Source organism: Cellulomonas timonensis (assembly GCF_900046455.1).
GTDB classification, from domain to species: domain Bacteria; phylum Actinomycetota; class Actinomycetes; order Actinomycetales; family Cellulomonadaceae; genus Cellulomonas_A; species Cellulomonas_A timonensis.
On sequence record NZ_FCOT01000013.1, the window covers coordinates 94,808 to 120,125 of the forward strand.

A 25,318-nucleotide genomic window follows, 5' to 3' on the forward strand; every position below is an offset into this window, starting at 1 on the left:
ACCGTCAGCCCGGGGGTGGGGGCTGTCAATCGCACTGCGGGCGGGTCAGGGGCAGCGGGTCAGGGGGTCGGCCGGGAGCCGAACACCGCAGTGCCGACGCGCACGATCGTGGCGCCCTCCGCGACGGCGAGCTCCAGGTCGCCGCTCATGCCCATCGACAGCTCGACGGCGCTCGCGGTCCCGGGCGCGCCGCAGTCGCGGACCTCGTCACGGATCGCCCGCAGCAGCCGGTACCCCGCGCGCACCCGGTCCGGGTCGGGGGAGTGCGCGCCGACGGTCATCAGCCCGCGGAGCCGCAGGCCCTCGAGCGCCGCCACCTCGACGGCTGCGCGGACGGCGTCGTCGGGGTGGGCGCCATGCTTGGTCGCCTCCCCGGAGACGTTGACCTGCACCATCACGTCCAGGGTGCGCCCGGCGGCGGCGCACCGGGTGGCGAGCCTCTGGGCGAGCGCCAGGGAGTCGACGGACTCGACGCAGGACGCTGCGCTCAGGGCCTGGTTGACCTTGTTGGACTGCAGCGGGCCGATCAGGTGCACCTCGGGGCCCAGGTCGAGCAGGTGCGGGGCCTTCGCGACGAGCTCCTGCACCCGGTTCTCGCCCACGAGCACCGGGGAGGCCGCCGGGTCGTCGACGCGGGCGGCGGCGTCGGCCAGGAGGGCCGCCCGGACGCCCTCGAGCGGGATCGTCTTGGTGGCGAGGAGGAGGCGCACGGAGCCGGGCGCCCGCTCGGCGGCCCGCTCGGCGGCGGCGACCCTGGACCGGACTCCGGCTAGTCGCGAGGCGATGTCCCCAGGGTGCTGCACGCTCATGCCGAGGACCTTAGCCCGGCGCCCTGGGGCTCTGGCGCCACGGCTCATCGGGGGCGGCTCAGGGTGGTCCCCGATGTCGCCCGCGCGCGCCAAGGAGGACGATGGGGAGATGAAGACGCTGCTCAACCTCATCTGGCTGGTCCTGGCCGGCTTCTGGCTCGCGGTGGGGTACGTCGTCGCCGGCGTCATCTGCTGCGTGCTGATCGTGACGATCCCGTTCGGCATCGCGTCGTTCCGGATGGCGAACTACGTGCTGTGGCCGTTCGGCCGCACGGTGGTGGACAAGCCGACCGCGGGGGCCATGTCGACCATCGGCAACGTGATCTGGCTCATCGTGGCGGGCTGGTGGCTCGCCCTCGAGCACATCCTCACGGGCATCGCGCAGTGCGTGACGATCATCGGGATCCCGCTGGGCATCGCGAACTTCAAGATGGTGCCGATCTCGCTGATGCCGCTCGGCAAGCAGATCGTCAGCACGGACCGGGCGTTCGCCGGCTACGGCCGCTGATCCGGCTCAGTCTTCGCTGTCGGCTCAGTCTTCGCTGTCGGCTCAGTCCTCGCGGCCGATGTCCGCCACCGTGGCCGACGTCAGCCGCACCAAGTCGGCGGGGGAGAGCTCCACGTCCAGGCCCCGTCGCCCGCCGGAGACGAACACCGTGTCGAAGAGCCACACCGTCTCGTCGATGACCGTCGGGTGCGGGTGGCGCTGGCCCAGCGGCGAGATACCGCCCACCACGTAGCCGGTGGCCCGCTCGGCGGCGGCCTTCTCCGCCATGACCGCCTTCTTGCCGCCCACGGCCTGCGCGAGCGCCTTGAGGTCGAGCTTGCCGGTCACCGGCACCACCGCGACGGTGAGCACGCCGTCCACCGAGGTCATAAGGGTCTTGTAGACCTGCTCGGGCGGCACGCCGAGCACCTGCGCAGCCTCCAGGCCGTAGCCCACGTCACCCGTGGGGTCGTGCTCGTACGGGTGCGCCGTGTGCGCGACGCCGGACTCAGCGAGCGTCACGAGGGCGGGGGTGCCGGACGGGCTGTGCTTGGAGCTCTTGGCCACGAGTCCAGCCTAGGACGGCTCGGGGGGCCGGGCGGGGCGAGGAAGCGGAGCGGCCTACAACGGCCCGACGTCCGTGATCCGCAGCACGACCTCCCCGGCGGCGTCCGACGCGGGCAGGTCCACCACGGCGTCGATGCGCCAGTCGTGGTCGCCCTCGGGGTCGTCGAGCATCTGCCGCACCTGCCACGTCGTCGCGCCCGGGGTCACCTGGAACAGCGCGGGGCCGCGCGCCGCGCCTCCGGTGAGGATCTCGTCGTGCTCGTCGTAGTACGGGTCCAGCGCCTGCGCCCACCGCTCGGAGTCCCACGGGGCGCCCTCGGCGTCCAGGTCCCCGAGTGCCGCCAGGGCGCCGTACTGCTCGCGCGCGGCGAGGTCGACGCGCCGGAACATCGCGCCGCGCACCAGGGCGCGGAAGGCCCGGGGGTTGGCGGTGACGGGCGGCGGGGTGTCGTCGTCCACGCCGCCGGGCGCGTCCGCGCCCTCCTCGTCGAGCGGGTTGCGCAGCCGCTCCCACTCGTCGAGCAGGCTCGAGTCGGTGCGGCGGACCAGCTCGCCGAGCCACTCGACGATCTCGTGGAGCTCCTCGGTGCGGGCGTCGTCGGGCACGGTCTGCCGCAGGGCGCGGTAGGCGTCGGCCAGGTAGCGCAGCAGCACGCCCTCGGTGCGGTCGAGCGAGTACGCGGAGACGTACTCTGCGAACGTCATGGCCTTCTCGTGCATCTCCCGGACCACGGACTTGGGGGAGAGCTCGTGGTCGGCGATCCACGGGTTCGTCTTGCGGTAGGTCATGAACGCGGCGCCGAGCAGCTCGGCGAGCGGGCGCGGGTAGGTGACCTCCTCCAGCAGGGCCATCCGCTCGTCGTACTCGATGCCGTCGGCCTTCATGGCGCCGATGGCCTCGCCGCGCGCCTTGTTCTGCTGGGCGGCCAGCACCTGGCGCGGGTCGTCGAGGGTGGCCTCGATGATCGACACGACATCGTGCGCGTAGGACGGGTCCTCGCGGTCGAGCAGGTCGAGGGCAGCGAAGGCGAAGGGCGACAGCGGCTGGTTGAGCGCGAAGTTCGCGGGGATGTCGACGGTGAGCCGCACGGTGCGCGGGGTGGGCCGCCGGCCGGAGGCGTCGTCGGGCAGGGGCACGCGCTCGACGACGCCGGCGGTGCGCAGCGACAGGTAGATCGAGATGGCCCGGCGGATGTGGCCGGAGCGGTGCGCCTCGGGCTCGTGGTTGTCGGTCAGCAGCCGGGTCATCGCGGCCACCGGGTCGCCCTCGCGGGCGAGCACGTTGAGCACCATCGCGTGGCTCACCGCGAAGCTCGACGTCAGCGGCTCGGGCGGGGCGTCGCGCAGCCGCTCGAAGGTCTTGTCCGTCCAGTTGACGGCGCCCTCGGGGGCCTTCTTGCGGACGATCTTCTTGATCTTCTTCGGGTCGTCGCCGGCCTTGGCCAGCAGCTTGCGGTTCTCGATGACGTGCTCGGGGGCCATCACGATGACCTCGCCCACCGTGTCGTACCCCGCGCGGCCTGCCCGCCCTGCGATCTGGTGGAACTCGCGCGCCGAGAGGTGGCGCATGCGCACCCCGTCGTACTTGACCAGCGACGTGAGGACGACGGTGCGGATGGGCACGTTGATGCCGACGCCCAGGGTGTCGGTGCCGCACACCACCTTGAGCAGGCCCTTCTGCGTCAGTCGCTCGACGACCCGGCGGTACTTGGGCAGCATCCCGGCGTGGTGGATGCCGATGCCGTGGCGCAGCAGCCGGGACAGCGTCTTGCCGAAGCCGGGGCCGAACCGGAAGGCCCCCAGCTCGGTGGCGATGGCGTCCTTCTGCTCACGCGTCGCGAGGTTCATCGACAGCAGCGACTGCGCGCGCTCGACGGCCTCCTTCTGCGTGAAGTGCACCACGTACACGGGCGCGCGCTTCGTCTGCACCAGCTCTTCGAGCAGCTCGTGCAGCGGCTCGACGGCATAGCTGAACGTCAGGGGCACGGGGCGCTCGGCGTTCGCGATGACGGCGACCTCGCCGCCGGTGCGCCGAGCGATGTCCTCGGCGAAGAAGCCGACGTCGCCGAGCGTGGCGGACATCAGCACGAACTGCGCGCTCGTGAGCTCCAGCAGCGGCACCTGCCACGCCCAGCCGCGCTGCGGGTCGGCGTAGAAGTGGAACTCGTCCATCACCACCTGGCCGACATCCGCGTCGGGCCCCTCGCGCAGCGCGGTGTTGGCCAGGATCTCGGCCGTGCAGCAGATGATCGGCGCGTGCGGGTTCACCGCCGAGTCGCCGGTCATCATGCCGACGTTCTCGGAGCCGAAGGCCGCGACCAGTGCGAAGAACTTCTCGCTGACCAGCGCCTTGAGCGGGGCGGTGTAGTAGGTGCGGCGGCCCTGTGCCAGCGCCACGAAGTGCGCCGCCACGGCCACCAGCGACTTCCCGGAGCCCGTGGGGGTCGAGAGGATCACGTGCGAGCCGCTGACCAGCTCGAGGAGCGCCTCCGCTTGATGCGGGTACAGGTCCAGGCCCTCGTCCGCCGCCCAGCCCGTGAACGCCTCGTACAGCGCGTCGGGGTCGTGGGGGTCGGCGGGGATCCGCTCGGTGAGGGTCAGACGCGATTCGGGCACGCGCCCAGTGTCCCAGGCTCGGCCGCCGGCAGGTCCCGCCCACTGCTGGGAGCCCACGCTCGGGCGGCGTGGCTCAGGGCGTGGGCCGTTCCGCGGGGACGGTGTCGTCGGCACGCGCAGCGGGTTGGGCGTCCCGCGCCGGGGCCGCGCCGTCGGCGTCCACCACGCCCTCGGCGGGCTCGTCGTCCGGTTCGCGACCCGGCGTCCGCAGGTTCCAGCGCAGGATCACCCAGCGGAACAGGACGTAGTAGAGGACCGCGTAGCCCAGCCCGATGACAATGAGCAGCAGTGGCCGCTCGGCGATCCGGAAGTTCAGCAGGAAGTCGATCGCCCCGGCCGAGAACCCGAACCCGTCGCGGATGCCCAGCGCGTTCACCAGCGCGAGCGAGGTGCCCGTGAGCACCGCGTGGATCGCGTAGAGCGGGTAGGCGACGTACACGAACGCGAACTCGAGCGGCTCCGTGACTCCGGTGACGAAGGCGACGAGCGCTGCCGATCCCATGATCCCCGCGACGAGCCTGCGGTTCCTCGCATGCGACGTGTGCACGATGGCCAGGGCGGCGGCGGGAAGCGCGAACATCATGATCGGGAAGAACCCCGTCATGAACGCGCCGGCGGTGGGGTCGCCGTGCAGGAACCGCGCGATGTCCCCGTTCCACACCTCGCCATCGGCGTCGGTGAACGAGCCGAACTGGAACCACGGCAGCGAGTTGAGCAGGTGGTGCAGCCCGAACGGGAGCAGCAGCCGGTTGAGGGTGCCGTAGACGAAGGCGCCGAGGATGGTGCTGCCCGTGACCCAGTCGCCCACAGCCGTGAGTGCCGCGCTGAACACCGGATAGGCGAACGCCCCGACCACCGCGATGCCGATGGCCGCGACCGCGGTGACGATCGGCACGAACCGGCGGCCCCCGAAGAACGCGAGGTAGGGGGGCAGGGCGATGCGGTGGTAACGCTGGTAGAGCAGCGCGGTGACGAGGCCGATGACGATGCCGCCGAGCACCCCGTAGTTGATGAGCTCCTGATCCTCGCCGACGGGCGGCTCGCCCAGCACGTAGGGGGACAGCGCGTCCGACACGCCCTCGAACACGAGGTACCCGATGAGGGCCGCGAGCGCCGTCGAGCCGTCGGACTTGCGCGCGTACCCGATGGCGACGCCGAGCGCGAACAGCAGGGCCAGGTTCCCGAAGAGCGCGTCCCCGGCGGCGGCGAGCACGTCGGCCACGGGGAGCAGCCAGGGCGCATGGGCCCCGAGGCCGTCGGCGCCCAGCATGTCGTCCTGGCCGAGGCGGAGCAGCAGCGCGGCGGCTGGCAGCGAGGCGATGGGGAGCATGAGGGAACGGCCGACGCGTTGGAGCTGGGCGAGCCCGGGGATGCCGCGTGACGTGGCGGCGGGGCTGGCGGCGGTGGCAGTCATGGGCACTCCTGGGTGCTGACGTCCGGCGCGATCGAGGGTGGCGGCGCGTGGGTGGGGCGCGCGCGGCCGGTGCCCGTCGGGGGTCGTCCCGGAGTCGTCAGGCCCCGGGCTCCGAGCAGGCGACAAGTTGTCTGGACCAGTTGCGCCCACACTGGTCTAGACCTCAAGATGGCGTCAAGGGGGCCGGCCACGCAGCGCGCACGGAGGGAGCGGGTCGCATGGAGACCGAGCAGCCCTTTGCCGCCGCGTCGACCGGCAAGCGCAAGCACCTGGCCGTCCGGGAGTACCTCGCCGGCCTCGTGGCCCGCGAGCTCGACGTCGGCGACGCGATCCCCTCCGAGCGCACCCTCTCCGAGCGGTTCGGCGTCGCCCGGATGACCGTCCGCCAGGCCGTCGACGCCCTGGTCGCGGATGGCCTGCTGGCTCGCGAGCAGGGCCGCGGCACCTTCGTGGCCCCCCGCCGGGTCGACTTCGAGATGCGGCTGACGACATTCGGCGAGGAGATGCGCCGACGCGGCATGCGGCCCGACAGCAAGGTCCTCGCGGCGGAGCGCGTCTCCGCGCCAGCCGACGTGGCCGACGCCCTCGGAACCCTCACCGGGCGCCCGCTGCACTACCTGTGCCGGGTGCGGTACGCCGATGGCACCCCGATGAGCATCGAGCAGACCTGGGTGCCGGTGGCGCTGGCCCCGGACCTCTTCGCCGGCGGGGCGCCGGGGAGCGTCTACGACGCGCTGCGCCGGCTCGGCCTGGACCCGGCCTGGGGTGAGGAGACGCTGACCGCCGACGACGCGGACGACCGCGAGGCCGCGCTCCTCGGCATGCGCAGCAGGCGCGCGGTGATGCGCGCCGAGCGCCGCACCTTCAGCGAGGCCGGGCCCTGCGCCTACTCGCGGGCCTGCTACCGGGGGGACCGTTACAGCGTGTGGGTGCCCCTCGGCGCCCCGACCCGCGTGCTCGTGCCCCGGCAATCCCCACACCCCGCGGCATGAGAAGCCCAGCGGCCTGAGAAGACGAGCGAGGAGGAGATGACGACGATGCGCGGACCGCAGAACCAGCGCGAACAGGCAGCGGCGATCCTGGCCGCGCTCGGCGGCGTCGGCAACATCGACGAGATCGAGCCGTGCACCACGCGGCTGCGGTCCCTGGTCAAGGCCCCCGGACAGGTGGATGCGGCCGCGCTGCGGGCCGCGGGCGCCTACGGCGTGATGATCTCCGGGCGCGTGGTGCAGGTGGTGGTCGGCCCGGGCGTCGACACCCTGGCCAGCGACCTCGAGGAGCTGATGTGAGTGCCGACGCCACCACGAAGGAGCGGGACATGAGCGAGCGGGCCGCGACCAGCAAGGCAGGGCGGATCGTCGAGGCGCTCGGCGGGGACGCGAACATCCTCGACCTGGAGCCCTGCATCACCCGGCTGCGGGCGGAGGTGGCCGACAGCGCCCTGGTCGACGCGCGCGCCCTGCGGGCCGCCGGCGCGATCGGGGTGGTGGCGTCGGGCAACGTCGTCCAGGTGGTTGTGGGCCCGGAGGCGGACACGCTCGCGTCGGACATCGGCGAGCTGCGCTGATGGCCGGCGTCACGATCCTGGCCCCGGTGCGGGGGACGGTCGCCCTGCTCGCGGACGTCGACGACCCCGTGTTCGCGGGCGAGCTGGTTGGCCCCGGCGTGGCGATCAAGCCCGACCAGGAGGGCTCGGGCACGGTGCTGGCGCCGGTCACCGGGCGCGTCGTCAAGCTGCACCCGCACGCCTTCGTCATCGAGGCGCAGGCGGGCGCGGCGTCCGTGGCGGTGCTGGTCCACCTGGGCATCGACACCGTGCAGCTGGGCGGCGAGGGGTTCGCCCTGCGCGTGGCCGAGGGGGACGAGGTCGTCGCCGGGCAGCCGCTGGTGGCCTGGGACCCGGCGGCGGTGGAGCGCGGCGGCCGGTCGTCGGTATGCCCAGTAGTGGTGCTCGAGGCCACGCCGGAGTCGTTGACCCGGCGGGTCGAGCGGGGCGGCCGCGTGGACGCGGGGGAGCCGCTGCTCGACTGGTCGTGAGCGCTCGGGCGGCCGAGGGGGACGCCCGAGCGCTCACCGGCCCACTGCTGCGGCGGCGTCCTGTCGCGGGGCGCCCATGTCGGCCGCCCGGGTCGAGGCCGCGTGCAGCGCCCGCTCCAGCGGCCCGCGGCCCAGCCACAGCCGCCAACCGGTGCAGAACGCGATCGTGACCAGCACGAACGCCGCCCAGATCGCGTAGCGCGGCTGCCACACCACCTCGCTGCCCAGGAGCCCCACCACCACCACATGCCCGACGTAGGCCGTGAGCGCCAACGCCCCGGTGGCCGCGAGGGGGAGGAGCACGCGTGGCGCGCGGTCATAGGCCACCAGGCACAGGCCGAGCACGGCGACCGCCACACCGGCGTTCGCCACCACCTCGAACGCGGTGCTCGCGTGCGGCTCCGTCGTCACCAGCCGCATCAGGCCTGCCGACGCGGGCCCGGCCTGCAGCAGCGCCCATGACAGCAGGTGCGCGGCGAGCGCCATCCCCGCGCCGACCAGCATCATCATCCGGCGGACGCGAGGCGAGCGCAGGTCCATCCGCCCCACCGCCAGCCCAGCCAGCAGGTACGCGATCCAGACGCCGACGGGGTAGTGCGGGCCGATCACCAGGTCGGTGAGCGGCTCGAAGCCAGTCGGTGGCTCGGCGACAAGCCAGTCACGGGCCGCGAACACCAGCGGCGGCGCCACCACGGCCACCACCGCGGCGACCGCCAGCAGCATGCGCGCGCGCAGCCCTAGGAACGGCGCGACCAACAGGAACAGCAGGGCGTACTGCAGCAGGATCAGCGCCAGGGGAGCCCCGAACAGCTCCAGCACCAGGCCCAGCGGGATCAGCAGCGCGCCACGGATGACGATGCGACGGCGCGACCTCGCGCGCTGTGCGCCCTCGACGGGCTCGGCGCCGCCGGACAGCAGCGCCACCGCCACCCCCGCCAGGACGACGAAGAGCGCCGACGAGCGGCCGTCCGCGATCTGCACGGCGCCACGCGGCCACGGGTCGCCCGCGGCGCCGGGCGCCAGGTGGGCGGTGATCATCCCCAGGACGGCCAGGCCCCGTGCGACATCGACCCCCCCGAGGCGCTCCACCCACCGCACGCTACCGGCGGAGGGCCGGCACAGGGCGCTCGGCGCTCGCGGACGTCACTCCGACGCCCGGGCGAGATCGCAGACGTCCAACAACCTCCGCCGCAACTCGTTGGAGCGCGTGGCGTAGTCCCGCTGGCGCCGCACGTACTCGGCCTTGCCCTCGGGGGTCTCGACAGCCACGGCGTGCTCGCCGAGGGAGGAGACGTCGTACGGGGAGGCCTGCATGTCCAGGGTGCGGATGTCGCGTGCGAGCTCGAAGCAGTCGAGCAGCAGGTCGCCCGGCACGAGCGGCCCGAGCTTGAGCGCCCACTTGAGGCAGTCCATGTTCGCGTGCAGGCAGCCGGGCTGCTCGCTGGCCACTTGCGTCTCGCGGCTCAAGGGCTCGCGGTTGCGGGGGACCGCCTCGGGGGTGAAGAAGCGGAACGCGTCGAAGTGGGTGCAGCGCAGGGGGTGCTGCTCGACGACGGCGTCGGTGCCCTCGCGGCCGAGTCGCAGCGGCAGGGTGTGCCGGCGGCGGGTGTCGTCCTGCCGGTAGACCATCGCCCACTCGTGCATGCCGAAGCAGCCGGTGTGGGCGGGGCGGGCAGCGGTGGCCGCGAGCAGCTCGCGGATGTAGGCCACGGGGTCGGCGCGGTCGGCGAGGAAGGCCTCGACGTCGAGCGTCACGGCGCCGTTGGCGTCGGCCCGGTACCAGCGCCAGCCGGCGTGCTCAGCCGGGCCGTCGTCCGTGGCGGCGAGGGCGACGCCGACGCCGGGGTGCCATCGGCGCAGCAGCGACGGCTTGATGCCGTAGTAGTCGTAGAGGAAGTCGTCGACGGGGTGGCGCTCGCGGTTCGCCTTGCGGGCGCGGTGGGCGGCGGTGAGCGCGTCGGCGCGGGCCTGGTGCGCGTCGGCGCGGGGGCGCCAGTCCGCCGGCGCGAGCGGCTCGGCGTGCACGGGCTGTCTCACCCGCCCAGGGTAGGCGGCGCGATGCGGGGGTCTGACCTCCAGATGCCCGGGCCGACCCCCTTCTATCTCATCAAAGGAGACGAATTGGTCCGGGGGTTGAAACGGAGTCGCGTGTCCGGATTACAGTGACGTGTGAGCACCCAGGCCAAGCAGGACGTCTACACCCACGGGCACCACGACAGCGTGCTGCGTTCGCACAGGTGGCGGACCGCGGAGAACTCCGCGGGCTACCTGCTGCCCTACCTGCGACCAGGCGCGCACGTCCTCGACGTGGGCTGCGGCCCGGGCACCATCACCATCGACTTCGCCGGGCGGATCGCCCCCGCGCAGATCATCGGCCTCGACAGGTCCGCCACGGTGATCGACGCCGCACGTGAGGCCGCTGCCGAGGCCGGCGTGGAGAACGCCGAGTTCGTGGTCGGCGACGTCTATGAGCTGCCGTACGCCGACGGGACCTTCGACGTGGTGCACGCGCATCAGGTGCTGCAGCACCTCACCGACCCCGTCGCCGCGCTGCGCGAGATGAAGCGGGTCACCAAGCCCGGCGGCGTCGTGGCCGTGCGCGACGCCGACTACGCCGCGATGACCTGGTACCCCGCCTCGCCGGGCCTCGACGAGTGGCTCGCGCTCTACCACGAGGTCACGCAGGCCAACGGGGCCGAGGCCGACGCCGGACGGCGTCTGCAGAGCTGGGTCCGGGATGCGGGCTTCGACCCGGCCGGCATCGCGCCGGGCGCCGGGGTGTGGTGCTACGCCACCCCGGAGGACCGCACCTGGTGGTCCGAGCTGTGGGCCGACCGTGCCGTCGCGTCGAACTTCGCCGCGCAGGCCATCGAGTACGGGCTCGCCGACGACGTCGGCCTCGAGCACCTGGCCGAGGCCTGGCGCGAGTGGGGCCGCGCGGAGGACGGCTGGTTCACGATCCTGCACGGCGAGGTCATCGCCCACGTCTGACCGGCCGGCTGAGCCGCCCGTTGATCGGGCGCGGCCGAGGCGCCGCGCCTGATCTAGGGTTGGCTCGTGCGCATCGCGAGGTTCACCACGGGGGACGACCCCCGCTACGCCCTGGTCGACGGAGAGCCCGGCTCGGAGCAGCTGCTGGTCATCACCGGAGACCCCATCTACACCCCGGTCCAGCCGACCGGCGAGCGGATCCCGCTGGACGACGACGGGGTCCGCCTGCTGGCGCCCGTCATCCCGCGCTCCAAGATCATCGGCGTGGGGCGCAACTACGCCGACCACGTCGCCGAGATGGGCAACGAGCTGCCTCCGGCGCCGCTGCTCTTCCTCAAGCCGAACACCGCCGTCATCGGCCCGGACGACCCGATCGTGCTGCCCGAGTGGACCGAGCACGTCGACCACGAGGCCGAACTGGCAGTGGTGATCGGCAAGGTCACCAAGAACGTGGCCCCCGAGCACGCGCTCGCGCAGGTCTTCGGCTACACCGTCGCGAACGACGTCACGGCCCGTGACGCGCAGCGCTCCGACGCGCAGTGGACCCGCGCCAAGGGGTTCGACACCTCGTGCCCCATCGGCCCGTGGATCGTGCCCGGCCTGGACGTCGACGACCTGGCCGTGCGGGCCCGCGTCAACGGCGAGCTCAAGCAGGACGGACGCACCTCGCAGCTCATCTTCGACGTGGCGTACCTGGTCTCGTACATCTCCGAGGTGTTCACGTTGCTCCCGGGCGACGTGATCCTCACGGGCACGCCCGCCGGGGTCAGCCAGATCGAGGCCCGCGACATCGTCGAGGTCGAGGTCGAGGACATCGGCGTGCTGCGCAACCCGGTGCTGCGCCGCGCCTGACCCCGGGCCCGCGCGGATAGGCTGGCGTCGTGACTTCTGCAGCCTCTGACGCACCCACCGGTTCCGCGATCCGTGTCCGCTTCTGCCCCTCGCCGACGGGCACCCCGCACGTCGGGCTGATCCGCACCGCCCTGTTCAACTGGGCGTACGCGCGGCACACGGGCGGAACGTTCGTCTTCCGGATCGAGGACACCGACGCGGCGCGCGACTCCGAGGAGAGCTACCTCCAGCTCCTCGACGCGCTGCGCTGGCTGGGCCTGGACTGGGACGAGGGCGTCGAGGTGGGCGGCCCGCATGAGCCGTACCGGCAGTCGCAGCGCATGGACCTGTACCGGGACGTCGCGCGTCGCCTGGTCGAGGCCGGGTTCGCCTACGAGTCCTTCTCGACGCCCGAGGAGATCGAGGCCCGCCACCGCGCCGCCGGGCGCGACCCGAAGCTCGGCTACGACGGCTACGACCGCGCGCTGACCGACGAGCAGAAGGCGGCCTACCGCGCCGAGGGCCGCGAGCCGGTGCTGCGCCTGCGGATGCCCGACGAGGACATCACCTTCACCGACCTGGTGCGCGGCGACATCACGTTCAAGGCGGGGTCGGTGCCCGACTACGTGATCGTGCGCGGCAACGGCCAGCCGCTGTACACGCTGGTCAACCCGGTGGACGACGCGCTCATGGGCATCACCCACGTGCTGCGCGGCGAGGACCTGCTCTCCTCCACCCCCCGCCAGGTCGCGCTGTACCGCGCGCTGCTGGCCATCGAGGTCGCCACCGTGATGCCCGCGTTCGGGCACCTGCCCTACGTCATGGGGGAGGGCAACAAGAAGCTCTCCAAGCGCGACCCCGAGTCGAACCTCTTCCTGCACCGCGAGCGCGGCTTCACCCCCGAGGGGCTGCTGAACTACCTGTCGCTGCTCGGCTGGTCCATCTCGCCCGACAACGACATCTTCTCGGTGGACGAGCTCGTCGCGGCTTTCGACATCACGGATGTGAACCCGAACCCCGCGCGCTTCGACCTGAAGAAGGCCGAGGCCATCAACGCCGCGCACCTGCGGCTGCTGGCCCCCGACGACTTCCGTGACCGGCTGGTCCCGTACCTGCACGCCGCGGGCCTCGTGCCAGCGTCGTCCTACGCCGACCTGGAGCCCGCGCACCGCGCGCTGCTCGACGTCGCCGCGCCGCTGGTGCAGGAGCGCATGACGCTGCTCGGCGAGGCGCCCGGCATGCTCGGCTTCTTCTTCGTGGCCGACGACGCCGTGGTGGTCGAGGACGACGCCCGCTCCGGGCTCCGCGAGGAGGCCCCGGCAGTGCTCGACGCGGCCACGGCGGCGCTTGAGGCGATCCCCGCCGACGGGTTCACCACCGAGGCCACCCAGGCCGCGCTGCAGGCCGCGCTCGTCGACGGGCTGGGCATCAAGCCCCGGTTCGCGTACACGCCGCTGCGCACCGCGCTCTCGGGCCGGCGGGTCTCCCCGCCGCTGTTCGAGTCGATGGAGATCCTCGGCAAGGAGTCGGCGCTGACGCGCCTCGCGGCTCTGCGCGCGAGCCTGTGACCGCGGGCCGCCGATGACGGGCGTCGGGCCCCCGGCGCCGCCCGGGCCTCCGGGGGCGCCTGCGCAAGCCTGGGAGCCCCGCGCGTACCCACAGGCCCTGCGGGGGCCGTGGCACCGCTGGTGGCGGCCGCTGCTGGGCATCGCGGTGGTGCTGGGCGCCGGCCTCATCGCGGTGATCGGGCTGACGCTGGTGCTGGCGGTCTACGCGCTGCTGAGCCTCAGCGGCGCGGTGGGCACGCCGGCGTTCGTCGAGGACGCCTGGTTCGTGACCCCCTGGGGCCTGCTGTCGACGAACCTGGCGCTGGCGATGGGCATCCCCGTCGCGGGCCTCGCCGTGTGGGCCGGGCAGCGGTGGCGGCCGGGGTTCGTCTCCTCGGTGGCCGGACGGCTCCGTTGGCCGTTGCTGCTGGCCTCGACGACCCGGGCCGCGCTCGTCCTCGTCCCGATGCTGCTCGCCGCCATCGTGGTGGACGCCGCCACGTCCGGGGCGTTCGGCGACCTGCTGGCCTTCGCGCCCGAGCCGCAGTGGCTCGCGCTGGCGCTGGTGGTGCTGCTGACCACCCCGTTGCAGGCCGCGGGGGAGGAGTACTTCTTCCGCGGGTGGCTCACCCAGGCCATCGGCAGCTGGTGTGCGAGCGCCCGGCTCGCGCTCGTGCTGCCGGCGCTCGTCTCGGCGACCCTGTTCGCCCTCGCGCACGGCGCCCAGGACCCGTGGCTCTTCGCCGACCGGTTCGTCTTCGGCCTGCTGGCGAGCCTGCTCGTGTGGCGCACGGGAGGCCTGGAGGGCGCGATCGCGGTGCACACCGTCAACAACGTCGTGGTCTTCGCCGTGGCGATCGCCTACGGAGACCTGGAGGCGTCCCTGGGCGTCACCTCGGCCTCGCCGTGGATCGTGCTGCTCGACGTGGTCGCGTTCGCCGCTGCCGCCCTCGTGGTGGTGCGGCACGCGGACCGGGCTGGGGTCGCGCGCGAGGTCCCCGGCGGGTGGGTCGGCCGTCGGCCGCCTGCGCCGCGCACTTTCCCGGGCACGGGCCTCCCGGGACCCGATCCGACTGGAAGCGAGGCGCGATGAGCGTCGACGGAGTGCTGTTCGACATCGACGACACCCTGGTGGACACCCGTGGGGCGTTCACCCGGGCGCTGGCGCGCACAGCCCGCTACTACCTGCCCCACCTGGGCCCCGAGCGGGACCACGAGGTCGTGGCCATGTGGCGCCGGGACGCGGGGGGCCACTACGCCGCCTACACGCGCGGCGAGGCCACGTACCGCGGCCAGCGCATGACCCGCGCCAACGAGCTGCATGCCGCGTTCGGTGGGCCGCAGCTGGACGAGGCCGGATACGACGCCTGGGACGCGCTCTTCGAGGAGGCGTTCTCCTCGTCGTGGCAGCCGCTGGACGACGCCGAGAAGGCCGTCCGGGGACTGCTGGACGCGGGCGTCGCGGTGGGCGCGCTGTCCAATGCGGGCACGGCCTACCAGACGGCCAAGCTGGCGCGTGCGGGCTTCGGGGACACCGTCCCCATGTTGGTGGGCGTCGACACGCTCGGTTTCGGCAAGCCGCGGCCCGAGGTCTTCCTGGAGGCGTGCCGCGGGCTCGGCACGGAGCCCTCGCGGACGGCGTACGTGGGCGACGAGCTGGATGTGGACGCCGCCGCGGCGGTGCGCGCGGGACTGGTGGGCGTGTGGGTGGACCGCCCGGGGGCCCGGCGCCACGAGATCACCGACGGAGACGTCGAGGCGGCCGTCGCCGCCGGCGTGATCGTGCTGGGCTCGTTGGCCGAGCTGCCCGGGGCGCTCGGACTGTAGGGGCCTGGCGCGGGGTCGGTGGCGCCCATGACGCCACCGCCCCGCGGCGACCCCTCAGCTCAGACCGCTGCCTTCTCGACCGGCCGACGATCGGCGGCCTCGAGGTTGCGGCGCAGCGACTCGCCCTCGATGTCGACGTTCGGCAGGAGGCGGTCGAGCCACCTCGGAAGCCACCAGGCCCGCTCGCCCAGCAGGGCCATCACCGCCGGCACGATCGTCATGCGGACCACGAACGCGTCGAAGAGGATCGCGACGGTGAACGCGAAGCCGAGGATGGCGATGATGAAGTCGTCGGACAGCATGGACGCGGCGAAGACGCTGATCATGATGGCCGCCGCAGCCGTCACGACCCGGGCGCCGTGGCCGAACCCGACCACCACGGCCTCCCGTGGGCCCGCGCCGTGGACATGCTCCTCGCGCATGCGGGTCACCAGGAAGAACTCGTAGTCCATGGCGAGCCCGAAGATGACGCCGATGACGAGGATCGGCACCAGGCTGAGGATCGGCGCCGCGGCGAGGTCGAACGCCTCGACTCCCCAGCCCCACTGGAACACCGCGACGACCGCGCCGAACGTGGCCGCGATCGACAGCAGGAATCCGAGCACGGCCTTGAGCGGGACCAGCACGGAGCGGAACACGAGGGTCAGCAGGGCGAGCGCGAGGAGGACGACGACCGCCAGGTAGGGGAGCAGGGCGTCCGTCATGGTGGTGGAGATGTCGATGTTCAGGGCCGTCTGGCCCGTGACCGAGATCGACGCGCCGATGTCGTCCCGCAGGCCCTCGGCGCGGTCGCGGATCGCGGTGACGAGGTCCTGCGTCTCGACGCTGCTCGGCCCGCTCGCCGGGACGACGTGGAACACCGCTGTGTCGCCCGCCTGGTTCACCGTGGCCGGTGACACGGCCACGACTCCGTCCATGCCGGAGATGGCCTCGCCGGCCTCCGCGGCGGCCCGCTCAGGGTCCTCCGCGCCGTCGACGACCACGGTGAGCGGCCCGTTGAACCCGGGGCCGAAGGCGTCGCTCAGCAGGTCGTATGCCTCGCGCTCGGTGCTGCCCTCGGCGGCCGCGGAGCCGTCAGGCAGTCCGAGGCGCAGGTCGAGGGCGGGCAGCGCCACGATGCCGAGCCCCAGGACCGCCGCCACCAGGACGGGGACGGGCCGACGGGCCACGCCCCAGGACCGCCGCCACCAGGACGGGGACGGGCCGCCGGGCCGCCGCCCGCCCCCACCGCAGGCCCAGCGCGGGCTTCCCCGGCCCGGCGCCGGTCTCGAGCTGGCGGCGGGTCGAGCGGGGGCGGATGCGCTTGCGGGCCACGCCGAGCAGCGCGGGCAGCAGGCTGATGGCGATGAGGACGGCGACCAGGACGGTGCCGGCGGCCGCCAGGCCCATCTCGGTGATCACCGGGATCCCGACGACGGCGAGCGCGGCGAGGGCGACGACCACCGTGAGACAGCGAAGACCACCGCCGAGCCCGCGGTGCCCACGGCCCGGCCCGCCGCCTCCTCCGGGTCGCGGCCCTCGGCCAGCTCGCCGCGATAGCGGGAGACGACGAACAGCGCGTAGTCGATGCCGACGGCCAGGCCGAGCATGAGCGCGAGGGTGGGCGTCGTGGAGCTCAGGCCGACGAACCCGCTCGCGATCGCGATGCCTCCCACTCCGAGGCCCACGCCGAGCAGGGCTGTGAGCAGGGGGAGCCCGGCGGCGACGAATGAGCCGAACGTGAGCACGAGCACCAGGGCGGCGACCGCGAGCCCGATCAGCACACTCGCGTCCTCGGACTCCTCATCCAGGGCGTCACCGCCCATCTCGACGGTCAGGCCCGCGTCGCGGCCGGTCTCCGCGGCAGCCTCCAACGCGTCGCGCGCCTCGGGGGTCATATCGCCGGGGCCCACCTCATAGGCCACCTGGACAAGTGCGACAGTGGCGTCGGGGTTCACGAGGCCGGCCGCGAACGGGTCGACGACGGAGGCGACCTGCGGCGCCTCCGCGAGCTCGTCGAGCACGGCCTGCACCGCCTCGGCGGCGTCGGGGTCGTCGAGGCGGGAGTCCCCGCGCGCGGCGAGGACGACGCGCGCGCTGACGTTCCCGGCCGCGACCTCGGGGAACCGCTCCTCGAGGAGGTCGACGGCCCGCTGCGATTCTGTCCCGGGGACCGAGAACGTGTTGGCGGTGGGGGCCGAGAGGGTCGCCGCGCCCGCCCACACGGCAGCCAGGACGGCGAGCCACAGCGCGATGACGGTCCGCCGCCGGCGGAAGGAGAACCGGCCGAGCCGGTACAGGAAGGACGCCATGAGAGCTCCTCACGAATCAGCCGGCCTCGCCCACAGCGCGGTCCGGTCTACCGGGTGGGTCACCGGCCCAGCGGTCCCGGGTCGGCTGCAGCCCCTCGCGAGGCGTCAGAAATCGACCATATACGAGACTTCATCGTTCCGGAACGGAACGGTCTCGTTCTGGAACGCTCTCGTATCGATGTGATGGCCTACGCTGGCCGCAATGGGCTTCTCGACAAGGCCCTGAGGGATGACGGGACGCGACGACATGGGCTTCAAGCAGGCGATCAGCGACCTCCAGCGGACAGTCGACGCCGAGGTCGAGGCGGCACTCCACGTTCCGACGTCGCTCGGCCGGCCTCGGGACCACACGCGAGACGCGGTGATCCTCGAGGCCGCGCTCGACGTCCTCGCCGAGCACGGGTACGACGCCATGACCATCGAGATGGTGGCCGCGGCCGCCAAGGCGGGGAAGGCGACGCTCTACCGGCGCTGGCCCTCCAAGGCGCACCTCGTCGTCGACGCCGTCGGGACCCTCGCGAACCTCACCCCGGACCTGGCCCAGCTGCCGGACACGGGCACGCTGCGCGGCGACCTGATCGCGCTGAGCCGCGTGGCCGACCCGCAGCTCGACGACCGCAAGTGCCGGATCGTCGCGGGCCTGTGCTCCGCGTTCCCGCGCGAGCCCGAGTTGGCCGCCGTGGTGCGGGAGCGGCTGCTCGAGCCGTTGAAGACGCTGATCTGGGTGCTGCTCGACCGCGCCAAGGCGCGCGGCGAGATCCCGCCCGACCGGGATCTCGGGCTCCTCGCGCTCACCCTGCCGGCGATGGTCCTGTACAACACCGTCTTCCTGAACGCGCCGCTCACCGCCGACTCGGGCCTCGCGATCATCGACCAGATCCTGCTCCCGGCGGCGGGGGTCGGCGCGTAGCGTCCACGCCCCGGCAACCGCGCGGTTTGGAGCGGCCCGATCAGTCGGGTAGTGTTTCCCGGCGGTAGGGCAACCACGGAAAACCCGCACAGGACAGGTCTCAGGGCTGGTCAGGGGCGGGTGGCAGCGTGGGAGTCATACCCCATGGGGTATGGTGTAATTGGCAGCACGACTGATTCTGGTTCAGTTAGTCTAGGTTCGAGTCCTGGTACCCCAGCGGTTGGCAAAGGCTCCGGAGAACATCCGGTAGAGTTGTCACCCGGCAGCCGACGAGGAGACTCGCAGGTTGTTGGCTCAAGTGTTGCAGGCCCCCGTTGTGTAGCGGCCTAGCACGCCGCCCTCTCACGGCGGTAGCGCCGGTTCGAATCCGGTCGGGGGTACGTCGAGAAAGGCCCGGTCACCTGAGGGTGACCGGGCCTTCGTCGTTGTCCAGCACTCGTGCGCCGCGCAGCGCGGGATGTGGGGTACGTCACGCGGCCCCGCTCACCTCCGGTGCGGGTCGCGGATGCGCTGCTCGCGCTTGTTCTTGCGCGTGCGGAGCTGGCTGTCCAGCTCGTCGCGTGCGATGTGCAGCGCGCGCAGCGGATCGGCGTCCTCGGCGTGGGCCACGAGCTCCGGCTCGCCGGCGATGCTCAGCACCAGCGTGACCGTCTGGACGCGGTGCTCGGCGTCCTTGCGGTCCAGGGCCAGGTCCACCTGCTCGGCCGTGTACCCCTCCAAGAGCGGGTCCAGCTTGTGCAGCTGGGCGACGATCTCCGGGCGCTCCGCCTCGGTGTAGCCCTTCACCAGCCGCAGCGCGCTGTCGACCGTCGCGCGCCCATGCGGGTCGGGCGCGCGGGGCTCCGGCTCGGGGGATTGGGGGCGCTCAGGGCTTTCGGTCACGGTTCCACCTCCGGCACAGTCTTCCGGCACAGGACTCTTCCGGCCCATCGTCCGCGCGTCCGGCCCGCGCCGCACGACGGGCGCCCCACGCGCAGCGGGACCGGAGTCCGGCCTGTGCCGTCCTCCGGTCCCGCTGGGTCGTCCTCGTGAGTGGTGCGCGCCTACTCGCCCGTGCGGCGCAGCACCTCGGTGAGCCGGTTGGCGGCCGAGACGACCGCGCCGGCGTGCAGGCGGCCGGGCTGGCGGGAGAGCCGCTCGAGCGGGCCGGAGATGGACACTGCCGCGACTATGCGGCCCGACGGGCCGCGCACGGGCGCCGAGACCGACGCCACGCCGACCTCGCGCTCGGACACGGACTGGGCCCAGCCTCGGCGGCGGACGCCGGACAGGATCGTCGCGGTGAACTTCGCGCCCTGCAGGCCACGGTGCAGCCGGTCGGGCTCCTCCCAGGCGAGCAGGATCTGCGCGGCGGACCCGGCCTGCATCGTCAGGGTGGCGCCCACCGGGATCGAGTCCCGCAGGCCGATCGGGCGTTCGGCGGCGGCGACGCAGATACGCTGATCGCCTTGGCGGCGGTACAGCTGCGCGCTCTCACCGGTGTGGTCGCGCAACGCCGTCAGGACGGGGTTGGCGGCGGCGAGCAGCCGGTCCTCCCCGGCAGCGGTGGAGAGCTCGGACAGGCGTGGGCCGAGCACGAACCGGCCCTGCATGTCGCGGGCGACGAGCCGGTGGTGTTCGAGCGCGACAGCGAGACGGTGAGCGGTCGGGCGGGCGAGGTGGGTGGCGGTCACGAGCTGGGCGAGGGTCGCCGGTCCCGCCTCAAGGGCGCTGAGGACGGACGCTGCCTTGTCCAGGACGCCGACTCCGCTAGAGTTGTCCATAGGTCGATATTGCCGTCTCGCAGGCTGAGATGCAAGTGAGTCGACGAGATACCACCCCGTAACACCCGCCCGGGGGACACTTCGAGAGGACACGACATGGCCGGCACGCTGGCAGAGAAGGTTTGGGACGCACACATCGTGCGCCGCGGCACCGATGGCGCACCCGACCTCCTCTACATCGACCTGCACCTCGTGCACGAGGTCACGAGTCCGCAGGCGTTCGAGGGACTCCGGCTCGCCGGGCGCCCCGTCCGGCGGCCCGATCTGACCATCGCGACCGAGGACCACAACACTCCGACGCTCGACATCGACCGCCCCATCGCGGACGTCACGAGCCGGACGCAGATCCAGACCCTGCGCAACAACGCCGCCGAGTTCGGCGTGCGGCTGCACTCCCTCGGCGACGCCGACCAGGGCATCGTGCACCAGGTCGGACCGCAGCTCGGGCTCACGATGCCCGGCCTCACGGTGGTGTGCGGCGACTCGCACACCTCGACGCACGGCGCGTTCGGCGCCCTCGCGTTCGGCATCGGCACCAGCGAGGTCGAGCACGTGCTCGCCACCCAGACGCTGCCGCTGGCCCCGTTCAAGACGATGGCGATCACCGTCGACGGCGAGCTGCCCACGGGCGCCACGTCCAAGGACATCATCCTGGCAATCATCGCCAAGATCGGCACCGGCGGCGGCCAGGGCTACGTGCTCGAGTACCGCGGCGAGGCGATCCGCGCGCTGTCGATGGAAGCCCGCATGACCATCTGCAACATGTCGATCGAGGCCGGCGCCCGCGCGGGCATGATCGCCCCCGACGAGACGACGTTCGAGTACCTCAAGGGCCGTCCGCACGCGCCCGAGGGCGCCGACTGGGACGAGGCCGTCGAGTACTGGAAGACGCTGCGCTCTGACGACGACGCGCAGTTCGACGCCGAGGTGGTGCTCCGCGCCGCCGACCTGGAGCCCTTCGTCACCTGGGGCACCAACCCGGGCCAGGGCCTGCCGCTGTCGGCGAACGTCCCCGTGCCGGCGGAGATCGCCGACGCTGACGAGCGCCAGACCGCCGAGCGCGCCATCGAGTACATGGGCCTGACGCCCGGCATGCCGCTGCGCGAGATCGCCGTGGACACCGTCTTCATCGGCTCGTGCACCAACGGCCGCATCGAGGACCTGCGCTCGGTCGCCAAGCTCATCAAGGGCCGCACCAAGGCCGAGTCGGTTCGCGTCCTGGTGGTCCCCGCGTCGGCTCGGGTGCGCCTGCAGGCCGAGGCCGAGGGCCTCGACCGGATCTTCCTCGACTTCGGCGCCGAGTGGCGCAACGCCGGCTGTTCGATGTGCCTGGGCATGAACCCCGACCAGCTCGCGCCGGGGGAGCGCTCGGCCTCCACGTCGAACCGCAACTTCGAGGGCCGGCAGGGCAAGGGCGGGCGCACGCACCTCGTGTCGCCGCTCGTCGCGGCCGCCACCGCCATCCGGGGCACGCTCTCGTCGGTCTCCGACCTGGGCCCCGACGTCGTCGCCCCCGACGGCAGCCCGCTCGACGACCTGCAGCTCGTCTGACCCCGACGGCCCACTGAGAACGAGAGACGCATCATGGAGAAGTTCACCCAGCACACAGGCGTCGGGGTCCCGCTGCGCCGCAGCAACGTCGACACCGACCAGATCATCCCCGCCGTGTACCTCAAGCGGGTCACGCGCACCGGTTTCGAGGACGCCCTGTTCGCCGCCTGGCGCGGCGACCCGGAGTTCGTGCTCAACCAGCCCGCGTACACCTCCGGCTCGGTGCTCGTCGCCGGCCCGGACTTCGGCACCGGCTCCTCGCGTGAGCACGCCGTCTGGGCGCTCAAGGACTACGGCTTCAAGGTCGTCGTCTCGGCGCGCTTCGCGGACATCTTCCGCGGCAACTCCGGCAAGCAGGGGCTGCTCGCGGCCCAGGCGTCGCAGGAGGACATCGAGCTCATCTGGAAGATCCTCGAGACCCGCCCGGGCACCGAGGTGACCGTCGACCTCCAGAGCCGCACGATCGTGTGCGACGACGTCGTGGTCCCGTTCCAGGTCGACGACTACACTCGCTGGCGCCTGCTCGAGGGCCTGGACGACATCGGGCTGACCCTGCAGCACGAGGGCGACATCACGGAGTTCGAGAAGTCGCGGGCCGGATGGCGCCCGAAGACGCTGCCGGCGAAGCACCTGCCGCCCGTCGAGATCCAGGCCGCCCGGCCCGTGGGCGTCCCCGTGGACCTGGGCCCGACCCACACCGTCTGACCAGGGCGAGGTTCCGCCACACGCCCCGCTCCACCGCACCACCCGAGCCGCCCGCGCGCCCTCCCGGCACGCGGGCGGCTCGTCGCGTCCCCGCTGCGGGGCGCCGCGCACCGGCCTAGCGTCGGAGCATGTCCGAGGTCGCCGCACGCCCCGCCGCCGTCGCAGGCTGAGATGGCCGCGCGCGCCGGGCCGGGCCTCACCGTCGTCGTGGTGGGCGTCGCCCTGGGGATCATCGACATCAGCGCGGTGAACTCGATCCTGCCCGAGCTACGGCGCGACCTGGGCGCCACCGCGAGCGACCTGCAGTGGGTCGTCTCCGGGTACCTGCTGGCCTATGGACTGGCGATGATCGTGACCGGCCGGATCGGCGACGCGCGAGGCCGGCGGCCCACGTTCCTCGTCGGCGTCGGGCTCTTCACCGCCGCGAGCCTCGTCGCGGCGCTCGCCCCGAACCCCGGGGTGCTGCTCGTCGCGCGCCTCGCGCAGGGCTTCGGCGGAGGGTTCCTCAACCCGCAGGCGACGGCCCTGATCCGCGACCTGGTCTCCGGCCCCGCGCGCGCCCGCGTCTTCGGGCTGTACGTGGCCGTCGCCGCGTCGGCCGTCGCTGTGGGCCCGTTCATTGGGGGAGTGCTCGGCTCGGTCGACTGGCGCTGGGTGTTCTGGGTCAACGTGCCCCTGGGCGTCCTGGTGCTGGCCGGCGGCATGCGATGGCTGCCCCGGGCGCCCGCTCCCGGCGCTGAGCGGCCCGACGTGCTGGGCGTGGCGCTGCTGTGGGCAGGGCTGGCGGCGTTGCTGGCGCCCCTCTTCGAGCTCACCGAGCTGCCCACCGGCGCCGTCGTGGCGAGCCTCGCGGCGGCGGTGCTCATCCTCGCGGGCTTCGTCGCCTGGGAGGGGCGGCTCGCGCGGGGCGGCGGCGCGCCCGTCGTGGACCTGGGCCTGTTCCGGCAGCGCTCGTACAGCGCAGGCGTCGCGCTGAACGTGACCTACCTGGCGGGGTACACCGCGCTGTTCTACGTGCTGACCCTCTACCTGCGCTCGGGCCTGGGCCTGAGCCAGGTGGAGGCCGGGGCGATGCAGCTCCCGGTCGCGCTCGGGGCCGCTGTGGCGGCGCCCCTCGCCGGCCGCCGCGCGCCAGGCCGTCCCCGGGTGGTCGAGCTCGCCGGGGTCGTGGCGATGGTCGTCGGCACGCTCGCCGTGTGGGCGTTGGCGGTGGGGCTCGGCCACCGGACCGACGCGTTGCTGTGTTCCCTGGTCGCGCCGCTCGTCGTCATCGGCGCGGGCGGCGCGCTGGTGATGTCCATGAACATCGACGTCACAAACGCGGAGATGCCGGCCGGGGAGGCCGGCAGCGCCAACGCGGTGCGCCAGACGTCGGCGCGGGTCGGCTCCTCGGTGGGGACGGCAGTCGTCGGCGCGGTGTTCGGCGCCGTGCTGGGGACGTCGAGCGTGTCGACGGCGCGCTCGGACTGGGACCGCGCGCTGTCCGCGGGCATGGCGCTCTCGGCGGGCTTCCTCGCGCTCACCCTGGTCCCCGTGGCCGTCGACCTCGTGGGCGCGGCGCGCGAGCGACGTGCGTCGCAGTTGTGAAGGTTCGGCGGATGGCGAACGTCTCAGGCCTTGCGTTGCGTGCCGAGCCCTCTGATGGTTCACCATGGGGTCATGAGCGACCTGCTGTACGTCAACGGCGGCACCCCGCTGTCGGGTGAGATCACCGTCCGAGGGGCCAAGAACTTCGTCTCGAAGGCCATGGTGGCCGCCCTGCTGGGCGAGACCCCGAGCACCCTGCGGAACGTCCCCCAGATCCGGGACGTCGGTGTCGTCACCGGGCTGCTCCAACTGCATGGCGTGGACGTGCAGGCGGAGAACGGCACCCTCGTGCTCGACCCGTCGAACGTCGAGTCCGCGCATGTCGCCGACATCGACGCGCACGCCGGGTCGAGCCGCATCCCGATCCTGTTCTGCGGCCCGCTGCTGCACCGGCTGGGCGAGGCGTTCATCCCCGACCTGGGCGGCTGCCGTATCGGCGACCGGCCGATCAACTTCCACCTCGACATCCTGCGGCAGTTCGGCGCGGTGGTGGAGAAGCGCGAGGGCGGCATCCACATCGAGGCGCCGCGCCGGCTGCAGGGCACCAAGATCGCGCTGCCGTACCCGAGCGTCGGCGCCACCGAGCAGCTGCTGCTCACGGCCGTGCGCGCCGAGGGCATCACCGAGCTCGCGAACGCCGCGATCGAGCCCGAGATCATGGACCTCATCAACGTCCTGCAGAAGATGGGCGCGATCATCTCGGTCGACACCGACCGCGTGATCCGCATCGAGGGCGTCGACCGCCTGGTCGGCTTCCAGCACACCGCGCTCTCCGACCGCATCGAGGCCGCGTCGTGGGCCTCCGCGGCGCTGGCCACGGGTGGCGACATCTACGTGCGCGGCGCGACCCAGCCCGAGATGACCGCGTTCCTCAACACGTTCCGCAAGGTCGGCGGCGAGTTCGCCGTGGACGACGAGGGCATCCGGTTCTTCCACCCGGGCGGCGACCTGAACTCGATCGTGCTGGAGACGGACGTGCACCCCGGGTTCATGACGGACTGGCAGCAGCCGCTCGTCGTGGCGCTCACCCAGGCCAAGGGCCTGTCCATCGTGCACGAGACGGTCTACGAGAACCGCTTCGGCTTCACCGACGCGCTGCGCGGCATGGGCGCCACGATCCAGGTCTACAAGGAGTGCCTGGGCGGGCGGCCCTGCCGCTTCGGGCAGCGCAACTTCTACCACTCGGCTGTCATCTCCGGCCCCACCCCGCTCGCGGCCGCCGACATCGTGGTGCCCGACCTGCGGGGCGGCTTCAGCCACCTCATCGCGGCGCTCGCCGCCAAGGGCACCTCCGCGGTGCGGGGCATCAGCCTGATCGACCGGGGCTACGAGCACTTCACCGAGAAGCTCACGGCGCTCGGCGCCGAGTTCAGCCGGGACTGACG

General features: G+C 72.8%; 26 protein-coding genes and 2 tRNA genes. 17 read left to right on the top strand and 11 right to left on the bottom strand.

All coding sequences use genetic code 11. The annotated features are described in order from the left end of the window. Window positions 1–59 precede the first annotated feature (59 nt). Entirely contained in the window at window positions 60–809 is a 750-nt protein-coding gene (locus tag BN3788_RS13930) for a YggS family pyridoxal phosphate-dependent enzyme (protein ID WP_066587448.1), read from the bottom strand. Between the two features lie 109 nt (window positions 810–918). Here BN3788_RS13930 and BN3788_RS13935 point away from each other — a divergent pair, with 109 nt between their 5' ends. Next, on the top strand, window positions 919–1,317 hold the full coding sequence (locus tag BN3788_RS13935; RefSeq protein ID WP_066589393.1) for a YccF domain-containing protein: 399 nt from the start codon (window positions 919–921) through the stop codon (window positions 1,315–1,317). A gap of 42 nt (window positions 1,318–1,359) precedes the next feature. Here BN3788_RS13935 and ybaK read toward each other — a convergent pair whose 3' ends face one another. The 3 genes from ybaK to BN3788_RS13950 all read right to left on the bottom strand — a co-directional run bounded on the left by ybaK (window position 1,360) and on the right by BN3788_RS13950 (window position 5,893). After that, window positions 1,360–1,863 (bottom strand): Cys-tRNA(Pro) deacylase, encoded by a 504-nt coding sequence (gene ybaK / locus BN3788_RS13940; protein ID WP_066587455.1) that lies wholly within the window; start codon window positions 1,861–1,863, stop codon window positions 1,360–1,362. A 54-nt stretch (window positions 1,864–1,917) separates the two neighbouring features. Beyond that, a complete protein-coding gene (locus tag BN3788_RS13945) occupies window positions 1,918–4,479 on the bottom strand; it encodes a DEAD/DEAH box helicase (RefSeq protein WP_082812935.1) in 2,562 nt (853 codons plus the stop codon). Window positions 4,480–4,552: 73 nt separating this feature from the next. Beyond that, window positions 4,553–5,893, bottom strand: a complete 1,341-nt coding sequence (locus BN3788_RS13950; RefSeq protein WP_066587458.1) for a PTS transporter subunit EIIC — start codon at window positions 5,891–5,893, stop codon at window positions 4,553–4,555. 218 nt (window positions 5,894–6,111) lie between these two features. Between BN3788_RS13950 and BN3788_RS13955 the strand changes: the two genes are divergently transcribed. Genes BN3788_RS13955 through BN3788_RS13970 form a run of 4 tightly spaced genes read left to right on the top strand, consistent with a single transcriptional unit; the run spans window position 6,112 to window position 7,930 of the window. Next, window positions 6,112–6,885: a GntR family transcriptional regulator gene (locus BN3788_RS13955; protein WP_066587461.1), complete on the top strand. Its 774-nt coding sequence runs from the start codon at window positions 6,112–6,114 to the stop codon at window positions 6,883–6,885. 36 nt (window positions 6,886–6,921) lie between these two features. Next, window positions 6,922–7,182, top strand: a complete 261-nt coding sequence (locus tag BN3788_RS13960) for a glucose PTS transporter subunit EIIB (protein ID WP_082812936.1) — start codon at window positions 6,922–6,924, stop codon at window positions 7,180–7,182. Then, window positions 7,179–7,460: a glucose PTS transporter subunit EIIB gene (locus tag BN3788_RS13965; RefSeq protein WP_261797942.1), complete on the top strand. Its 282-nt coding sequence runs from the start codon at window positions 7,179–7,181 to the stop codon at window positions 7,458–7,460. The genes BN3788_RS13960 and BN3788_RS13965 overlap by 4 nt, the downstream gene beginning before the upstream one ends. After that, entirely contained in the window at window positions 7,460–7,930 is a 471-nt protein-coding gene (locus tag BN3788_RS13970; RefSeq protein ID WP_066587462.1) for a PTS sugar transporter subunit IIA, read from the top strand. Before BN3788_RS13965 ends, BN3788_RS13970 begins: the two co-directional genes overlap by 1 nt. Window positions 7,931–7,963: 33 nt before the next feature. Here BN3788_RS13970 and BN3788_RS13975 read toward each other — a convergent pair whose 3' ends face one another. Together BN3788_RS13975 and BN3788_RS13980 are read right to left on the bottom strand one after the other, a co-directional pair. Next, entirely contained in the window at window positions 7,964–9,019 is a 1,056-nt protein-coding gene (locus tag BN3788_RS13975; protein WP_066589404.1) for a heparan-alpha-glucosaminide N-acetyltransferase domain-containing protein, read from the bottom strand. Between the two features lie 54 nt (window positions 9,020–9,073). Next, the gene (locus BN3788_RS13980) at window positions 9,074–9,967 is read right to left on the bottom strand and encodes a 3-methyladenine DNA glycosylase (RefSeq protein ID WP_234346658.1); all 894 of its coding nucleotides are present in this window, start codon (window positions 9,965–9,967) and stop codon (window positions 9,074–9,076) included. Between the two features lie 132 nt (window positions 9,968–10,099). Between BN3788_RS13980 and BN3788_RS13985 the strand changes: the two genes are divergently transcribed. The 5 genes from BN3788_RS13985 to BN3788_RS14005 all read left to right on the top strand — a co-directional run bounded on the left by BN3788_RS13985 (window position 10,100) and on the right by BN3788_RS14005 (window position 15,126). Next, the gene (locus tag BN3788_RS13985; protein ID WP_066587464.1) at window positions 10,100–10,921 is read left to right on the top strand and encodes a methyltransferase domain-containing protein; all 822 of its coding nucleotides are present in this window, start codon (window positions 10,100–10,102) and stop codon (window positions 10,919–10,921) included. Window positions 10,922–10,987: 66 nt separating this feature from the next. Beyond that, the gene (locus tag BN3788_RS13990; protein ID WP_066587469.1) at window positions 10,988–11,773 is read left to right on the top strand and encodes a fumarylacetoacetate hydrolase family protein; all 786 of its coding nucleotides are present in this window, start codon (window positions 10,988–10,990) and stop codon (window positions 11,771–11,773) included. 29 nt (window positions 11,774–11,802) lie between these two features. Next, on the top strand, window positions 11,803–13,320 hold the full coding sequence (gene gltX / locus BN3788_RS13995) for a glutamate--tRNA ligase (RefSeq protein ID WP_066587472.1): 1,518 nt from the start codon (window positions 11,803–11,805) through the stop codon (window positions 13,318–13,320). Between the two features lie 13 nt (window positions 13,321–13,333). Continuing rightward, window positions 13,334–14,392, top strand: coding sequence for a CPBP family intramembrane glutamic endopeptidase (locus BN3788_RS14000; RefSeq protein WP_066587475.1), 1,059 nt, complete (start codon window positions 13,334–13,336; stop codon window positions 14,390–14,392). Further along, a complete protein-coding gene (locus BN3788_RS14005; RefSeq protein ID WP_066587478.1) occupies window positions 14,389–15,126 on the top strand; it encodes an HAD family hydrolase in 738 nt (245 codons plus the stop codon). The genes BN3788_RS14000 and BN3788_RS14005 overlap by 4 nt, the downstream gene beginning before the upstream one ends. Window positions 15,127–15,185: 59 nt before the next feature. On the opposite strand, the gene BN3788_RS19870 is transcribed toward BN3788_RS14005, so the two are convergent. Genes BN3788_RS19870 through BN3788_RS19875 form a run of 3 tightly spaced genes read right to left on the bottom strand, consistent with a single transcriptional unit; the run spans window position 15,186 to window position 17,417 of the window. After that, window positions 15,186–16,268: an MMPL family transporter gene (locus BN3788_RS19870; RefSeq protein ID WP_234346659.1), complete on the bottom strand. Its 1,083-nt coding sequence runs from the start codon at window positions 16,266–16,268 to the stop codon at window positions 15,186–15,188. Next, window positions 16,201–16,569 carry an MMPL family transporter gene (locus BN3788_RS20000; RefSeq protein ID WP_261797943.1) on the bottom strand — a complete coding sequence of 123 codons (369 nt, stop codon included), beginning with the start codon at window positions 16,567–16,569 and terminating at the stop codon, window positions 16,201–16,203. The genes BN3788_RS19870 and BN3788_RS20000 overlap by 68 nt, the downstream gene beginning before the upstream one ends. Next, window positions 16,524–17,417, bottom strand: coding sequence for an MMPL family transporter (locus BN3788_RS19875; RefSeq protein ID WP_261797944.1), 894 nt, complete (start codon window positions 17,415–17,417; stop codon window positions 16,524–16,526). Before BN3788_RS19875 ends, BN3788_RS20000 begins: the two co-directional genes overlap by 46 nt. 229 nt (window positions 17,418–17,646) lie before the next feature. Between BN3788_RS19875 and BN3788_RS14015 the strand changes: the two genes are divergently transcribed. From BN3788_RS14015 to BN3788_RS14025, 3 genes are all read left to right on the top strand, one after another. Then, complete coding sequence (locus BN3788_RS14015) at window positions 17,647–18,327, top strand: TetR/AcrR family transcriptional regulator (protein ID WP_234346660.1); 681 nt, start codon at window positions 17,647–17,649, stop codon at window positions 18,325–18,327. A 145-nt stretch (window positions 18,328–18,472) separates the two neighbouring features. Next, window positions 18,473–18,544 (top strand) — tRNA-Gln (locus tag BN3788_RS14020). Between the two features lie 90 nt (window positions 18,545–18,634). Next, a tRNA-Glu gene (locus BN3788_RS14025) sits at window positions 18,635–18,707 on the top strand. 103 nt (window positions 18,708–18,810) lie between these two features. On the opposite strand, the gene BN3788_RS14030 is transcribed toward BN3788_RS14025, so the two are convergent. Together BN3788_RS14030 and BN3788_RS14035 are read right to left on the bottom strand one after the other, a co-directional pair. Next, window positions 18,811–19,209 carry a hypothetical protein gene (locus BN3788_RS14030; protein ID WP_066587481.1) on the bottom strand — a complete coding sequence of 133 codons (399 nt, stop codon included), beginning with the start codon at window positions 19,207–19,209 and terminating at the stop codon, window positions 18,811–18,813. A 161-nt stretch (window positions 19,210–19,370) separates the two neighbouring features. Continuing rightward, the gene (locus BN3788_RS14035) at window positions 19,371–20,090 is read right to left on the bottom strand and encodes an IclR family transcriptional regulator (RefSeq protein ID WP_066587483.1); all 720 of its coding nucleotides are present in this window, start codon (window positions 20,088–20,090) and stop codon (window positions 19,371–19,373) included. Window positions 20,091–20,186: 96 nt separating this feature from the next. Between BN3788_RS14035 and leuC the strand changes: the two genes are divergently transcribed. The 4 genes from leuC to murA all read left to right on the top strand — a co-directional run bounded on the left by leuC (window position 20,187) and on the right by murA (window position 25,316). Next, window positions 20,187–21,641: a 3-isopropylmalate dehydratase large subunit gene (leuC, locus tag BN3788_RS14040; protein WP_066587486.1), complete on the top strand. Its 1,455-nt coding sequence runs from the start codon at window positions 20,187–20,189 to the stop codon at window positions 21,639–21,641. A gap of 33 nt (window positions 21,642–21,674) precedes the next feature. Continuing rightward, window positions 21,675–22,346 carry a 3-isopropylmalate dehydratase small subunit gene (gene leuD / locus BN3788_RS14045; protein WP_066587489.1) on the top strand — a complete coding sequence of 224 codons (672 nt, stop codon included), beginning with the start codon at window positions 21,675–21,677 and terminating at the stop codon, window positions 22,344–22,346. A 171-nt stretch (window positions 22,347–22,517) separates the two neighbouring features. Beyond that, entirely contained in the window at window positions 22,518–23,933 is a 1,416-nt protein-coding gene (locus BN3788_RS14050; RefSeq protein ID WP_066587492.1) for an MFS transporter, read from the top strand. Between the two features lie 72 nt (window positions 23,934–24,005). Continuing rightward, entirely contained in the window at window positions 24,006–25,316 is a 1,311-nt protein-coding gene (gene murA / locus BN3788_RS14055) for a UDP-N-acetylglucosamine 1-carboxyvinyltransferase (protein ID WP_066587495.1), read from the top strand. Window positions 25,317–25,318 lie beyond the last annotated feature (2 nt).

Excerpts from the sequence above, each read along its gene's own strand:
- leuC (WP_066587486.1), top strand. The coding sequence starts at position 20,187 with ATGGCCGGCACGCTGGCAGAGAAGGTTTGGGACGCACACATCGTGCGC.
- BN3788_RS14050 (WP_066587492.1), top strand. The coding sequence starts at position 22,518 with ATGGCCGCGCGCGCCGGGCCGGGCCTCACCGTCGTCGTGGTGGGCGTC.
- BN3788_RS19875 (WP_261797944.1), bottom strand. The coding sequence starts at position 17,417 with ATGGCGTCCTTCCTGTACCGGCTCGGCCGGTTCTCCTTCCGCCGGCGG.
- BN3788_RS13955 (WP_066587461.1), top strand. The coding sequence starts at position 6,112 with ATGGAGACCGAGCAGCCCTTTGCCGCCGCGTCGACCGGCAAGCGCAAG.
- leuD (WP_066587489.1), top strand. The coding sequence starts at position 21,675 with ATGGAGAAGTTCACCCAGCACACAGGCGTCGGGGTCCCGCTGCGCCGC.
- BN3788_RS13930 (WP_066587448.1), bottom strand. The coding sequence starts at position 809 with ATGAGCGTGCAGCACCCTGGGGACATCGCCTCGCGACTAGCCGGAGTC.
- murA (WP_066587495.1), top strand. The coding sequence starts at position 24,006 with ATGAGCGACCTGCTGTACGTCAACGGCGGCACCCCGCTGTCGGGTGAG.
- BN3788_RS13970 (WP_066587462.1), top strand. The coding sequence starts at position 7,460 with ATGGCCGGCGTCACGATCCTGGCCCCGGTGCGGGGGACGGTCGCCCTG.
- BN3788_RS13960 (WP_082812936.1), top strand. The coding sequence starts at position 6,922 with ATGACGACGATGCGCGGACCGCAGAACCAGCGCGAACAGGCAGCGGCG.
- BN3788_RS14015 (WP_234346660.1), top strand. The coding sequence starts at position 17,647 with ATGACGGGACGCGACGACATGGGCTTCAAGCAGGCGATCAGCGACCTC.
- BN3788_RS14035 (WP_066587483.1), bottom strand. The coding sequence starts at position 20,090 with ATGGACAACTCTAGCGGAGTCGGCGTCCTGGACAAGGCAGCGTCCGTC.
- BN3788_RS13935 (WP_066589393.1), top strand. The coding sequence starts at position 919 with ATGAAGACGCTGCTCAACCTCATCTGGCTGGTCCTGGCCGGCTTCTGG.
- BN3788_RS13950 (WP_066587458.1), bottom strand. The coding sequence starts at position 5,893 with ATGACTGCCACCGCCGCCAGCCCCGCCGCCACGTCACGCGGCATCCCC.
- BN3788_RS14005 (WP_066587478.1), top strand. The coding sequence starts at position 14,389 with ATGAGCGTCGACGGAGTGCTGTTCGACATCGACGACACCCTGGTGGAC.
- BN3788_RS14000 (WP_066587475.1), top strand. The coding sequence starts at position 13,334 with ATGACGGGCGTCGGGCCCCCGGCGCCGCCCGGGCCTCCGGGGGCGCCT.